12 protein-coding genes and 1 pseudogene are annotated in these 13,515 nt (G+C 70.1%); 5 read left to right on the forward strand and 8 right to left on the reverse strand.

From position 1 onward, the window contains the following. Positions 1-276: 276 nt before the first annotated feature. Positions 277-1,746 (forward strand): nickel/cobalt transporter, encoded by a 1,470-nt coding sequence (locus C1746_RS21220; RefSeq protein ID WP_162868060.1) that lies wholly within the window; start codon positions 277-279, stop codon positions 1,744-1,746. Positions 1,747-1,757: 11 nt separating this feature from the next. Here C1746_RS21220 and C1746_RS21225 read toward each other — a convergent pair whose 3' ends face one another. The 3 genes from C1746_RS21225 to C1746_RS21235 form a co-directional block, all read right to left on the reverse strand. Further along, positions 1,758-2,699 carry an oxidoreductase gene (locus C1746_RS21225; protein ID WP_205712039.1) on the reverse strand — a complete coding sequence of 314 codons (942 nt, stop codon included), beginning with the start codon at positions 2,697-2,699 and terminating at the stop codon, positions 1,758-1,760. A gap of 64 nt (positions 2,700-2,763) precedes the next feature. Continuing rightward, on the reverse strand, positions 2,764-3,831 hold the full coding sequence (mnmA, locus tag C1746_RS21230) for a tRNA 2-thiouridine(34) synthase MnmA (RefSeq protein WP_116716805.1): 1,068 nt from the start codon (positions 3,829-3,831) through the stop codon (positions 2,764-2,766). Positions 3,832-3,854: 23 nt separating this feature from the next. Beyond that, on the reverse strand, positions 3,855-4,523 hold the full coding sequence (locus C1746_RS21235) for a LuxR C-terminal-related transcriptional regulator (protein WP_116716790.1): 669 nt from the start codon (positions 4,521-4,523) through the stop codon (positions 3,855-3,857). A 136-nt stretch (positions 4,524-4,659) separates the two neighbouring features. Between C1746_RS21235 and C1746_RS21240 the strand changes: the two genes are divergently transcribed. Continuing rightward, complete coding sequence (locus tag C1746_RS21240) at positions 4,660-5,466, forward strand: hypothetical protein (RefSeq protein ID WP_162868061.1); 807 nt, start codon at positions 4,660-4,662, stop codon at positions 5,464-5,466. Between the two features lie 9 nt (positions 5,467-5,475). Further along, positions 5,476-5,679 (forward strand): hypothetical protein, encoded by a 204-nt coding sequence (locus tag C1746_RS21245; RefSeq protein ID WP_162868062.1) that lies wholly within the window; start codon positions 5,476-5,478, stop codon positions 5,677-5,679. A 46-nt stretch (positions 5,680-5,725) separates the two neighbouring features. Here C1746_RS21245 and C1746_RS21250 read toward each other — a convergent pair whose 3' ends face one another. From C1746_RS21250 to C1746_RS21270, 5 genes are all read right to left on the reverse strand, one after another. Beyond that, positions 5,726-6,160 (reverse strand): pyridoxamine 5'-phosphate oxidase family protein, encoded by a 435-nt coding sequence (locus tag C1746_RS21250; protein WP_116716793.1) that lies wholly within the window; start codon positions 6,158-6,160, stop codon positions 5,726-5,728. Then, entirely contained in the window at positions 6,157-7,320 is a 1,164-nt protein-coding gene (locus tag C1746_RS21255; RefSeq protein WP_205712040.1) for a cysteine desulfurase family protein, read from the reverse strand. The genes C1746_RS21250 and C1746_RS21255 overlap by 4 nt, the downstream gene beginning before the upstream one ends. A 34-nt stretch (positions 7,321-7,354) precedes the next feature. Beyond that, positions 7,355-8,845 (reverse strand): hypothetical protein, encoded by a 1,491-nt coding sequence (locus tag C1746_RS21260; protein ID WP_116716794.1) that lies wholly within the window; start codon positions 8,843-8,845, stop codon positions 7,355-7,357. 107 nt (positions 8,846-8,952) lie between these two features. Further along, positions 8,953-9,927 carry an electron transfer flavoprotein subunit alpha/FixB family protein gene (locus C1746_RS21265; protein ID WP_116716795.1) on the reverse strand — a complete coding sequence of 325 codons (975 nt, stop codon included), beginning with the start codon at positions 9,925-9,927 and terminating at the stop codon, positions 8,953-8,955. An 18-nt stretch (positions 9,928-9,945) separates the two neighbouring features. Continuing rightward, positions 9,946-10,737 carry an electron transfer flavoprotein subunit beta/FixA family protein gene (locus C1746_RS21270; protein ID WP_116716796.1) on the reverse strand — a complete coding sequence of 264 codons (792 nt, stop codon included), beginning with the start codon at positions 10,735-10,737 and terminating at the stop codon, positions 9,946-9,948. 408 nt (positions 10,738-11,145) lie between these two features. Here C1746_RS21270 and C1746_RS21275 point away from each other — a divergent pair, with 408 nt between their 5' ends. Continuing rightward, positions 11,146-12,954 (forward strand): S8 family serine peptidase, encoded by a 1,809-nt coding sequence (locus tag C1746_RS21275; protein ID WP_116716807.1) that lies wholly within the window; start codon positions 11,146-11,148, stop codon positions 12,952-12,954. 165 nt (positions 12,955-13,119) lie between these two features. After that, positions 13,120-13,515 (forward strand): annotated as a pseudogene (locus C1746_RS21280) (hypothetical protein); the annotation flags it as partial.

The following is a 13,515-nucleotide window of genomic DNA, read 5'->3' on the forward strand; positions in this document are numbered from 1 at the left end:
TCAATCGGCGGAGCAGAACGCGGGGAGCAGCTCCCCGGTTCGGCGGTCGGCGGCGGACCGACCGGTCGGCACGATCGCGACTGCTGTTGGCCGTGACGCCAGCGCTGACCGGACAGCGAGCAATGGGCTGATGAACTCCTGTGAAACGCGCTGGCCACGCCCCAGTCCAGCCGCGTCGTCCCGTGTGGCGGCAACCTGCTCGTCGCCTGGCGGACCGCAAGTCGCCAGCCGTCCGACAGCCGGGGGTTGCCCAGCAGGCCTACGGTCGATCGGGTCGTGCGCCGCCTCATGACCACCCTGCTCCTCGCTGCCGTGCTGCTCCTGGTCGCCTTGGTGAGCACTGCAGCTGCCCATCCGCTGGGAACCCTGACGGTCAGCACCCACACCGGGCTCGTGGTGGCTCCGACCACGGTCGCCGTCGACTTCGTCGTGGACCTGGCGGAGGTCCCCACCCTGCAAGCCCGCGAGTTCGCCGACGCCGACGGGGACGGCGCGGTCTCGTCAGACGAGCGGCACGGATACGCCGAACAGGGCTGCGAGCGGTGGGCTCAGGAGTTGGACGTCGCAGAGGACGCAGACCCGATCCACCTGCGCGTCGCTGACGTCCGATCTGCGACCATCCCCGGTGAGAGCGGCCTGTCCACGCTGAGGATCGAGTGCGTCCTCTCAGGTGACCGGCCGACCCGAGCGGGCGCCGACGAGGCCGACCTCCTGACCGTCGTGGACCGCACCTTCCCGGACCGCTTGGGGTGGCGCGAGATCGTCGCCACCGGGGATGGCACCGAGGTGGTCGACAGCACCGTGTCCCCCGTCAGCCGCAGCAGCGTCCTGACCACCTATCCCGAGGAGTTGCTGGACGATCCACCGGACGTGCGTCGAGCGCGACTCCGCGTTCGGGATGGCGGAGGTTCCCTGCCAGGCCAGGACGCGCCGGCGACCACGCGGATGCTCGGGACGACAGGGATTCTCGCATCGTTGGAGGCGGTCGTCGCGACCCAGGTCCAGGCCACGGGCCTTGGCGTGGTCGCCCTGCTGGCCGCGTTGGCGCTCGGCGGGGTCCACGCGCTGGCCCCGGGGCACGGCAAGGCACTCATCGGTGCCTATCTCGTCGGGCAGCGCGGCCGACTGCGTGATGCGCTCGCACTGGCGGGAGTCGTCGCCGCCACCCACACCGCCGGCGTCGTCGTGCTGGGGGCGGCGCTGTGGACGGCCGCGGTCACAGCTCCGGAGCGCCTCTACCCGTGGTTGGGTGCCGGCAGCGGGGTCGTCATCGCCGCCGTCGGCGTGGTGATGCTGCGCCGTGCCAGACGCTCCGGTCACAGCCACAATCGCGGGCCCGTCCACGATCACGCACACGACGACGCGTCTGACCGGGGGCACCGACCGGCCACCCCCGATGACCACCCGACAACGGTCGGGCTTCCGACCCGAACCATGGTTGCCATGGGATTTGCAGGTGGGGTGGTCCCGACACCCTCCGCGGTCCTCGTGGTGCTGAGCGCCATGGCACTGGGTCGCCTGTGGGTCGGCATCGTGCTGGTCCTGGCGTACGGCCTCGGGATGGCGGCCGTCCTCGTCGGGTTCGGCGCCGCGCTCGCCACGGGCCGGGATCACCTGCGTCGCACCGGACTCCTGAGGGCCTCCGCCCGACTCCACCGGCTCAGCCACGCGTTGCCGAGCATCACCGCAGCCGTCGTCGTCGGCGCAGGTGCACTCGTGGTCGTGCGGTCACTGGCGACGCTCTGACCGCCCGCCGCTCAGCCCAGCTCGGCGTAGTCGACGCCCGTCGTCTCGACGCTGATCTCCCACAGGCGCTTGGCGTCCGCGGTGTTCAGCCCCTTCGGATTGATCCGGGCCTCGCCGACCGGTCCGCGCATCTCCTGGAAGCCCTGTGGTCCCCAGTAGGACCCGCCTGCAACATCACCGACGGCCGCGTAGATCTGCGGGAGCGCCCCGTCTGCCACGTCCATCGCGACCAGCGGATTGAGGACTCGCATGCTGACGGAAGCCACCTTGTGGAACAGGCCCCCTCCGGGCATCCGGACGCCGCTTGACTGCAGGTTGGTCGCCGTGTATCCCGGGTGTGCCGCCACGCTGGAGGCTCCGACCCCGGCGTCTTCGAAGCGCCGCTGGAGCTCCTGGGCGAACAGCATGTTGGCCAACTTGGAGCGACCGTACTGGGCGCTGGTGTCGTAGTCGTCGCCCTGCTGCTGGTGGAGGTCGGAGAAGTCCATCGTCCCCATGTGGTGCGCGCCGGAGGAGACGGTGACGACCCGCGCGTCGTCGGCCTTCAGGAGCGGGCCCAGCAGGAGACCCGTGAGCGCGAAGTGCCCGAAGTGGTTGGTGCCGAGCTGCAGTTCCAGGCCGTCGGCCGTCGTGGCCTCGGGCGTCATCATGATGCCGGCGTTGTTCACCAGGATGTCGATCTCGCCGTGCCGGTCTGCGATCGTGGTGGCGGCGTCGCGGACGCTCGAGAGATCGGCCAGGTCGAGCTCGACGAACTCGATCTTGGCCTGCCGGTTGCGCGGCAGGATCGTGGCTGCGGCCTCGTCGTACTTCGCCTGGGAGCGTGCGGTCATCACGACCGTCGCGGCGGCGCCGGCCAGGGCTGTGGCAGTCTCCAGGCCCAGACCCGAGTTGGCCCCGGTCACGACCGCCGTGGTGCCGGTGAGGTCGGGCATGTCATCAAGGGTGAACATGGTGGGAGCATGGCCTCGCAGGGGCGGGGTGAAACGCCGTCCTGCCATCGTGCACCATGTCACCTCAGGGCGACGTCGCCGCGATCGTGCCGCCCCCCAAGCACTCGTCGCCCTCGTAGACCGCCAGCGCCTGGCCGGGGGCCACCCCCGAGGGACGGTCGCCGGTGAACGTAACCTCGAGCCCGCGCTGGGAGGTCTGGTCCAGCCGCACCGGTAGCGGGTTTCCGTGGTACCGGACCTGTGCTGTGAGGTGCGCCTCGGCGTCGGGCCACCGCCCCTGCGTCCACGTGACCCCCTCGACCTGGACCAACTCCACGGCGAGATCCTCCCGCCGGCCGACGGTCACGGTGGAGCCCGAGATGCCGGTCACGAAGCGTGGCTGGTCCAACCCGCTGATCCCCAGGCCCTTGCGCTGGCCGATGGTGAACCGGTAGGCCCCCTCGTGCTCGCCGAGGACGGTGCCGTCGTGGTCGACGACCTCCCCCGCCCGCGATCCGAGTCGGGCCGAGAGGAAGCCAGCCGTGTCGCCGGAGGGGATGAAGCAGATGTCGTGGCTGTCGGGCTTGGTGGCGGTGATCAGGCCCCGGTCGGCCGCCATTGCGCGGAGATCCGCCTTGACGATCGCGCCCACGGGGAAGGCGGAGTGCCGCAGCTGCTTCTGCGTTGCCATGTACAGCACGTAGGTCTGGTCCTTGCCGGGGTCGGCCGGACGCATCAGGTGGACCATCCCGTCCTCGCCCCGGATCAGCCGGACGTGATGCCCGGTCGCCAGCTGGTCGAAGCCGGCGGCAAGGGCTCGCTCCATCAGCGCGGTGTACTTCACCCGCTCGTTGCACCGGACGCAGGGGTTGGGCGTCCGGCCAGCCGCGTAGGTGGTGACGAAGTCGTCGACCACACGCTCCTGGAACGTGGCGGCGAAGTCCCACACGTAGAAGGGGATGCCGAGGAGGTCTGCCACGCGACGGGCATCCCGCGCGTCATCCAGGGTGCAGCAGCCCTTGCCGGGCAGACCGGAAGGCGTGTCAGCCATCTTGAGGTGCACACCCGTGACGTCGTGCCCCTCCTCGACGAGGAGCGCAGCGGCCATGGATGAGTCCACCCCACCTGACATCGCCACCATGATCCGAGCCATCACGGCGACGCTACCGGCCACGCTCAATTGGTGCTGTGGGCGAGGTAGGCCAGGACAGCGGCCACGCGTCGATTCAGATGCTCGACATCGCGCAAACCCAACTTGCCGAAGATGGCGTTGCAGTGCTTCTCCACGGTGCGCTCGGACACGACGAGCCCGTCGGCGATGGCCGAGTTGTCTCGTCCGGTGGCCATGTGAGCGAGGACCTCGGCCTCTCGCGGCGTGAGGCCGGCGAGCGTCGCGGCGCGCCGTCGATGGCGCGCTTGGATCATGGCGTCGAGCACGCGCGGACCGAGGACGGACCGGCCTTCGTGGACCTCCCGAACGGTCCTGAGCAAGTCCTCGCCGCTCTGGAGATGATCGCGCAGGACGTAGGCCTTGCCTCCAGCCCCGCCACTGAGGAAGCCGAAGACGGACTCGGGGTCGTGCCCCTGTGCCAGGACGACGATGCCGATCGAGGAGTCCGGGGCGCCCAGATCGCACGCCGAGAAGGTGGCAGCCGAGTCGGGGCCGACACCGTCGACGTCGAGGACGATCACGTCGGGGCCATGCCGCCTGACCAACTGCTCCGCCTCTTGTAACGAACCCGCCTCCCCACGCAAGACGACGTCGTCAGCTTCGGCCAGCACGGTCCGCAGACCCTCGGCCAGCAAGAACTCGCCCTGCATGACCACAACGCCAATCGGTTCCATCCCGTATCCCCTAGACCCTGGTGGTGTCAGCACCACCACTGAAAGTTGCTGGCCACCCCTGTCGACAGTAACTAGTCATTCGCGGACCATTCGGACTGTATCCGAACGCCCGATCATTCGTAAGGAGATCCGCGAGATGACGCACAGAGCTACGTCCACTGCCACCCTCATGCTCACGTTGGCCCTCGTCGCCGCCCTGGTCCTGGTCGCGCCGACGCCCGCCGCAGCCGCGCCGTCCGCGATGGCGCAGGATCCCGCCGCGGCCGTTGAGGTCGACGCTGCCGAGCAGTGCGAACGCGCACGCGCCGCTGCCTCGACGAAGCGGGGTAGTGCCGACCTGACACAACTCGACGGGCCTGCGGCACGTGCGGCAGCCGCAGTCGTGCAGCAGGCGATCGGCGCCGGTGAGATCATCCTGCAGACACCCTCCGACCTGGTCGCTGCCGAGAGCGTCAAGGTGTATCGCATCGACACCGCGGGCGAGGCGTTCACGTCCGTGACCTACCCCGTCGGCGGCGACCTCAGTGTGCTGAGCAACATCACCGTCGTACTCGACACCAACAACGAGATCGTCCAGTACGCCGAAGCCCTGGTCAGCCAGTCGGCCGCCGACACCTTCGAGGTCCAGTCCTATGTGGACGGACAGCTCGTGGTTGATGAGGACACCGGCATCCCCTTCGCCAGCAACGACCTGCTCCACCAGGAGGTCGAGGAGCCCACGGCGTCCACGTTGGGTGCTCAGGCGTCGCAGAGCACGGCGCAGTGCTTGGCAGCGGTGCTGGGCGTCTCGGTGGCCTTCGCAGGTGTTCTTGCCTTCTTCTGCTCCGGGGCCTGCTCGACGGCCGTCACCCCACCAACTGCCGCTGTCTGTGCCGCCTGCATCGCAGGATTCACTACCATCGGAGGGGCATCCATCAGCGCCGTGGCCAGCTGCTTCAACTAGGGAGTCACCGTGTCCTCATCATCGTCCTCCTCCGTGACCCTGTTCGCGCTGCTGCTGCTTGGGATGGCGGTCGCCGCTGCGCTGCTCATCCTGCAGCTGCCCGCGCTCTTCACCCCTGAGGGCGGGAGCCCGATCCGCGTCCTCGTGCTCGCATGGGTTGCGGTGGCCCTTGGGATCGGCGCTCTGGTCATGCGGCCTGATCGAGCCGCGTAGCTCACCGCCCGCTATCAGCGACCATCAACTGCGAACAACCCTCCGGTCACTCTCTCTCGAAGGAGAGGTCGCGTGCCCGGAGGGTTCGAGGCGTCAATCGGACGAACTGCTCCCCGGCCTCGCGACGGAGCGCCGCCGCGAAGCGGTCCGGCCAGCTGTCCGGGTCCGCTCCCAGGTAGCGCGACAGCTTTCGCTGGGCCCGATCCCGGTCGAAGTCGACGACCTCGGCCCGGCCCCACGCGGTGACCGTCAGGATCTCCCCGCTGAGCAGATCGCAGGTGTCGACCACGAGACACACCTCGGGGTCCTGCTGGAGCGCCTCGGTCAGCGACGACCAGTCACCGGTGAGCCACCAGAAGCTGCCTGCCTCCCAGATGAACCAGATGGGGCGGATCACCGGTCCGGCAGTGGCCAGTCGGGCCGGGATCGCACGATTGAGCAGCGCCTCGAGGTCGAAGTCGTCCGGGAGCTCGACGGTCATATGGCCCCTGCTGTCGCCGGAACCAGCAGGCGGGTGAGCTCCGCAACACATCGGTCGATGTGTGCCTCCGTCGTGCCGAGGCCGAGTGAGAAGCGCAGGTGGGCGGCGTCGGTCGCCGCCTCGACGGCGTCCAGCACGTGACTGCGCTGCGCGGCGCCCGACTGGCAGGCCGAGCCGGTCGAGCAGGCGATCCCCGCCCGGTCCAGCGCCAGCAAGGTCGCCTCGGCATCCGCGCCGGTGACGGCGACGTGGACGTTGTTGGGCAGGCGCTCGGTCGGGTGCCCGTTGAGGGTCACCCCGTCCAGGGTCGTCAGCGCCTCGATCAGCCGGTCGCGGAGGGTGGTCAGCCGGATGCCCTCGTCGGCCAGCCGTCCACGGGCCAGTTCGGCGGCCGCGCCGAGGCCCACGATCCCGGCCACGTTCAGCGTCCCGGACCGGACGCCCCGCTCCTGGCGGCCGCCGTGGAGGACCGGATGCGGATCGACGTCACGCCGCAGGGTCATCACGCCGACGCCGGTCGGACCGTTGAACTTGTGGGCTGACAGTGCCGCGGCCGTGATCCCCCAGCCGTGCAGGTCGAGCGGGATCTTCCCGAAGGCCTGAACGGTGTCGGAGTGGAACGACACGCCGCGCTCGGCCAGGGCCGGGCCGATGAGATCGACCGGTTGGACCGTGCCCAGCTCGTTGTTCGCCGTCATCAGACTGACCACCGCCGTGTCGGGCCCGACGGCCTCCAGCATCTCCTCCGGGTCGACCCGACCGTCCGTACCGACCCCGACGATGTCCAGCCGGTGACCCTCGACGTCCCGGAGCCACTCGCAGGCCTCCAACACCGCGGGGTGTTCGATGGCGGAGGTGACGATGGCGGTACCCCGTCCCGCCTCGCGTGCCGCCCATACCAGGCCCTTGATCGCCTGGTTGTCGGCCTCGGTCCCTCCCGAGGTGAACAGGACCTCGAGGGGGGTGATCCCGAGTGCGGCCGCCACCTGGTCACGCGCGTCCTCCACGGCGGCCCGGGCCCGACGACCCAGGCTGTGGAGGGAGGAGGCGTTGCCGACGGACCCGGCGCGGAGCCACGGCAGCATGACCTCGGTGACCTCCGGGGCCACCGGCGAGGTGGCGGCGTGGTCGAGGTAGATGATCTCGTCCTGGCTCTTCACCTCCTCGACCGTAGCGGCGTCTGGTCAGCGCACCTCAGGCAACTCCGGCATCCCCCACCTGAGGGCGGGCCGCAGCACGACGGGTGTTGAACCACACCTCGGGCTCGGCACCGACGGTGTCGCCCAGGTCGCGGACGAGCCGGGCCACCTCGACGTCTCCGGGACGCATCGGCTCCCCACCAGGACCCGATCCCTCCTCACCGAGAGCCGAATCCTCCCCGCGGTGAGCCGCGCCGAACGCCAGGGCCAGGACCAACTTGCTGTCCACCACCCGGAGGGACCAGTCGGCGAGCTCGACGCCCTGCGTGATCCACCGCTCACGAGCGCGACGGACCACCCGGGCGGCGCCACGCAGGTCCACCCGGCGCGATCGACCCCCGAGCGACACCCGCGGCTGCCAGGCGCCATCCACCGCCGCCGGGGCGATCCGGGGCACTGTCGCCTTCGTCACCGGGTGGACACCGGCGTGCTCCATCCCGCCGACCCATGAGCCCGTCGCAGCCCGGATCACGACCGTCCCCCGCCAACCCAACGAGGTGACCACCAACTCGCCGGCCTGCCCCTCGTCCCGATTCGTCAGGTGCCCGGGGTCCCGGACGCTGACCAGCTCCAGGTCCGGATAGGTCAGGAACCCATACGTCGCATCGGGCGGATCCCCGGTTGCGACCGGTGCCTCGCCGTACAGGACACGCGAGATCTCGGGCGCCCAGGCGGCCTGCACCCGGACCTCCCGACCGGCCACCCGAGCACCGAGCTCCGCCAGCCGCGTCCGCAGAGCGGCCGCTGGCGGCTGTCCCACCGGAACGACCAGCCGGAGGTTCGGCAGGCGCGAGCCGGCCGCGAGCACCTCGAGTGCCTCCTCCGCCTCCGCCGTCGGGACGGCCAGGACGGACGCCGGCAGAACCGCCATACCCCGCCGGGCTGCACCGGCCACCGGCTCGGTCCCGACTCGTGGGTGCAGCGCCGACATGCGGGTGGCCAGGGCCGCGTGGTACAGCCCCCAGTAGCGCACCGACGGCCCCGCCGGGACCAAATTGAGCAGCGAGTCCTCAGCGCCCCACCCCATCACCTCCGCAAGGCGGGCCCCGGCCAGGTGCAGCCGGTCCAGGTCGGCGCGCGTGTAGGCGATGGCCACCAACCGGGCCACACCCGCCTCGTGGATGTGGACGGGCTTGTACCGGTACCAGATCGCGTTCCTGCGGCCGTCGCGACCGCCCCCGGCCGCTTCCCGCGCCGCGGCAACCAGCTCGGACCGGGTGGTGTGGCGCTTGAACTGGTCCTCGGTGGGACTGAGCAGCAACGCCGGGTTGCCGGGACCACCGGCGCCGGCCAGCGCCGCCTCGGTGGCAACCATCATGGTGTTCAGCTGGTCGACCGAGGTCAGCTTGACCCCGACGCCCTGCAGACGTCCGGCCCAGAACGGGTTGAAGGGCCGCACCTCCCGGCGGAGCCAGGTGTTCAGCACGGCCAGCTGCTCGCGGCGCAGCTCGGCCGGACGACGCTGGTACCAGGGGCGGGACGACATCGGGCGAGATGGTAGTTCGCTCCATCAAGCTTCCGACGGTCGGGGTCCGTGGAACGCAAACGCCCCCGACCGCGTGGACGGGGGCGTCGAACCGGTGTTGCGGGCGGTCAGCCCTTGCGCTTGTTGATCTCCTCGACCAGCGGCGGGATGACCTTGTACAGGTCACCGACGATGCCGATGTCGGCGATGGAGAAGATCGGGGCCTCGGCGTCCTTGTTGATCACGGCGATGGTCTGGGCTGTCTGCATGCCGGCTCGGTGCTGGATGGCCCCGGAGATGCCGTTGGCCAGGTACAGCTGCGGCGAGACCGTCTTGCCGGTCTGCCCGATCTGGTGGGAGTGGGCGATCCAGCCGGCGTCGGTGGCCGCGCGGGAGGCTCCGACGGCGCCACCGAGCGCATCGGCCAGCTCGCCGATCAGCTCGAAGCCCTCCTCCTCACCGAGTCCACGGCCGCCGGAGACGATGATGGCGGCCTCCGTCATCTCCGGTCGACCGCTGGCGGCCGCCTCGACGACATCGGTGATCTTGGCCCGGGTGGCCGACTCCGGGAGGTCGACCGACAGCTCCACGACCTCGGCCGCCCCACCGCCGGCACTCTCGGCCTGGAAGCTGTTCGGCTTGACGCCGATGAACTGCGCGCCGTCGCCGGTGACCTGGCACATGGAGTTCATGTCACCGCCGAAGATGGCCTTGGACGCCACGATCCGGTCGCCGTCGAGCTCGAGGTCCACCGCATCGGCCACCACGCCGCTGCCGGTGCGGACGGCACAGCGGGCGACGACGTCGGTGACGAACGGGTCGGCGGCGTAGAGCACCGCGTCGGCACCCGAGGCCTCGATGGCCGCGACCAGCGCGGCGACCTTCGGTTCGGTGGCGTACTCGTCGGCCTCCGCGCCCTCCCACACATAGGCGGTCGTGGCACCGAACTCGCCGACCTTGTCCGCAGCGGCGGCGGCTCCGGCGCCGAAGATGGCCGCGGCGACGCTGCCGTCACCGATCTGCTTGGCGGCGGTCAGGATCTGGTTGGAGACCTTCTTCGGGGTCCCGTCTTCGTGCTCGACCAGTACGAGGATGTCAGTCATCGAATTGCTCCCGGCTAGTTAGATGAACTTCTTCTCGACGAGGAAGTCGACCAGCGCCTTGGCGCCGACCTGTCCCGTTCCGTCGTCTTCGACCTTGTCGCCGGCTTCCTTCGGCGGCTTGGGTGTCGCCTCGAGGACGGTGGTCGAGGACCCCGCGTGGCCGGCCTCCTCCGGTGACAGGCCGATGGCAGCCAGGTCACGGGTGTCGAGCGGCTTCTTCTTGGCCGCCATGATTCCCTTGAACGAGGGGTAGCGCGGCTCGTTGATGGCTTCGACGACACTGACCACCGCGGGCAGCTGCGTCGTGACGGTCTCGTGGCCGCCCGCGGTCTCCCGGTCGGCCTCGACCGAGCCGTCGTCGCCGACGGCGAGCCGCTTGGCGTAGGTCAGTGCCGGGACGTCGAGGTACTCCGCGAGCATGGCCGGGACCAGCATCGAGCGGGCGTCGGAGGACTGGTTGCCCATGATGATGAGGTCCCACTCCTCGTCGGCGAGCGCGGCGGCCAGCACCCGGGCGGTGGCCGTGGCGTCAGAGCCCTCGATCGCGCTGTCGGTCACCTGGATCGCGGCGTCGAGGCCGTAGGACAGGGCCTTGCGGACCGTCTGCTGGGCGGACTCGGGGCCCATGCACAGGGCCACGATCTCCACGTCGTCGCGCGACTCCTTGAGCCGCATGGCCTCTTCGATGGACCACTCGTCGTTGGCGTTCAGGATCGCCTCGACGGAGTCGCGGTCGACGGTCAGATCGTCATTGACCTTTTTCTCGGCAGCGGTGTCGGGCACACGCTTGACCGGACAGATGATTCGCACGGTGGGTTACCTCGTGATCGATGGGTGGGCGTGGAAGTCGGTTACCGAAGGGTAGCCACTGGTCCGGCACGGCAGAGAATCGAGCGCACCCAAAGCCACGATTGGCCGACCTCTGACCATACCGACCGGCCGACAGAGGCCAGCACGGACGGCCGGACGATGAGGGCCTCTTGACGGTGTGGTCATCACTCCCCTACGGTCCGTCACAGCTCACGTCTACGGGGATTCGAGCGACGGTCCAGCCACGCCGAGCCGGACCGGTCAACCGACGTTCAACCAGCTCGCGCTCGCCGTCTCCGAAGGGTGAGTCCGCCGTAAGAACCGACAGACCTCGGCCATCCGATGGTCTCCCGCCCCGACCGGGCGGCGTCTGACGCCTGCGCCGAGGTCAGACACGAAGGGACGAACATGCCCACTCCGAATCGACTCGACGGGCGGCGTGCCTGGCCGGTGATCCTGGCCGCGCTCCTGCTGCCCGCCCTCTTCGCACTGCCAGCCGTCGCACAACCGGACCGTGGCGACCTCCAGGCCCACGACGCTGTGACCGAGCAGGCCACCGCCACCGTGTCCTCCCTCGACACCCGACTGATCGTCGGCTACGTCGACGGTGCCGAGGAGCGCCTGGACACCGCGATGGCCCAAACCCAAGCCGACGACGCCGCTGACATCGTCCAGGCCGAGGCCGAGATCGTGACGCGCACCGCCGGGGACGCGGCCGTCGTCCAGCTCGACCGGCGGCTCACGCCCGAGCAGGTCGACGCCTACGCCGCCGACCTCGAGGCCGACCCAGCCGTGGCCTACGTCGAGATCGACCAGGTGCTGACCACGCAGCAGTCCGACCCGCGGACCGACGAGCAGTGGCACTACAACGAGCCGACGGGTGGGATCGGTCTGGACGACGCGCTGGCCGTCAGCACCGGAGCCGGCGCCACCGTCTCCGTCATCGACACCGGCATCGTGAGCCATCCCGACCTCAACAGCCAGGTCGTCGGCGGCTACGACTTCATCAGCGACACCTTCATCTCACGCGACGGCAACGGTCGGGACGACGACTTCAGCGACGAGGGCGACTGGAACTCCGACGCGTCCCAGTGCCGGGTCAGCGACTCCTCGTGGCACGGCTCGCACGTGGCCGGCACCGTCGCCGCGGTCCAGGGCAATGGCGAGGGCGGTCAGGGTGTCGCCCCCGACGCCGACATCGTCGTCGCCCGGGCACTGGGTCGCTGCGGTGGCTTCACCTCCGACATCGCCGCCGCCATCGTCTGGTCGGCCGGCGGCTCGGTGACCGGCCTGCCGGCCAACCCCAACCCTGCTGATGTGATCAACATGAGCCTCGGTGGGGGCGGCAGTTGTGGCAGCACCACCCAGTCGGCGATCGACCAGGCGCGATCGCTGGGCGCGACGGTCGTCGTTGCCGCCGGCAACTCCTCGTCAGATGCGAGCGGGTTCAACCCGGCCAACTGCGACGGCGTGATCACGGTCGCGTCGACCAACCGTGCCGGCGAGCGGTCCTTCTTCTCCAACTTCGGGTCGCTCGTCGAACTCGCTGCTCCCGGTGGTGGCTCGGGTGGCGGCGTGCTCTCCACCATCGACAGCGGCGCCACCACACCGCAGGGACCGACCTACGCCGCCTATCAGGGCACCTCGATGGCCACGCCCCACGTTGCCGGTGTCGCCGCGCTGCTGATCGGCGCCGACGCGGGGCTCACGCCCGACGAGGTGGCCGATGCCATCGTCTCGACCACGCGGGCCTTCCCGGGCTCGTGCAGCGGCTGTGGTTCCGGAATCCTGGATTCTCCTGATGCGCTGGCTGCGGTCGGCGGTGGCGGCGGACCGGCACCAACGGACCCGCCGACGGAGCCGACCGACCCCCCGGCGGCTGACAACACCTTCACGGGACCGTTGGCCATCCCGGATCAGGGCACGGCGGAGGCACCGATCGAGGTGAGCGCCAGCGGCAACGCCTCCGCGACGACCGAGGTGTCGGTCGACATCTCCCACTCCTACCGCGGCGACCTGCGCGTCACGATCGTCGCACCGAACGGCTCGTCAGCGGTGCTGAAGTCTCCCTCGGGCTCGGACGGCGCTGACGACGTGGTCCAGACCTGGACCGTCAACGCGTCATCGGTGTCCGCAGGAGGCACCTGGACGCTCCGAGTGGATGACGTCTTCGCTGGCGACACCGGCACCATCAACGCCTGGTCCATCAGCCCGTAGCCCTCTCCGCTGCCTCGGCTGGCTGCGCCGCACCCCACGCCTCGGGGTGCGGCGTTTGCGTTGTCGGCCAAGACATCGGCCAGCGAGGAATTGTGGGTCGAGTGCAACTCCTACCGCAGTAGTGGCGTCTACCCAGGCCACGGACACCACACCTGAGGAGACGCCATGACCATCCGCTTGCTCGCCGCTGTTCTTGCCACCCTGCTGGTCCTGACCGCGTGCACCGCCGCCGATGACGGCGGCGAGGGTGCCGACACGACCGCCGGTGACGGCACGTCTGAGGAAGGCAGAGGCCTCGACGCCTACGTGGAGGAGGACACCGGGGGCGAGTCGGCCGCGGACGAGGAAGCCGGGGACGAGGACGGCGTCCAGGACGAAGCGATGGAGGAGGACGAGGAGGCGATGGACGAGGAAGAGCCGGCCTCCGGGGACGAGTCGGCCGCCACCGGCCAGGATCTCGCGATGGACGAGGAGGCGGCAGACGAGGAGGCGGCAGACGAGGGGGCGGCAGACGAGGGGGCGGCAGACGCCGACGCAGTCGCGGGCGCCGACGCAGTCGCG

Origin of the sequence: Euzebya tangerina, assembly GCF_003074135.1 — a bacterium.
Lineage (GTDB): Bacteria > Actinomycetota > Nitriliruptoria > Euzebyales > Euzebyaceae > Euzebya > Euzebya tangerina.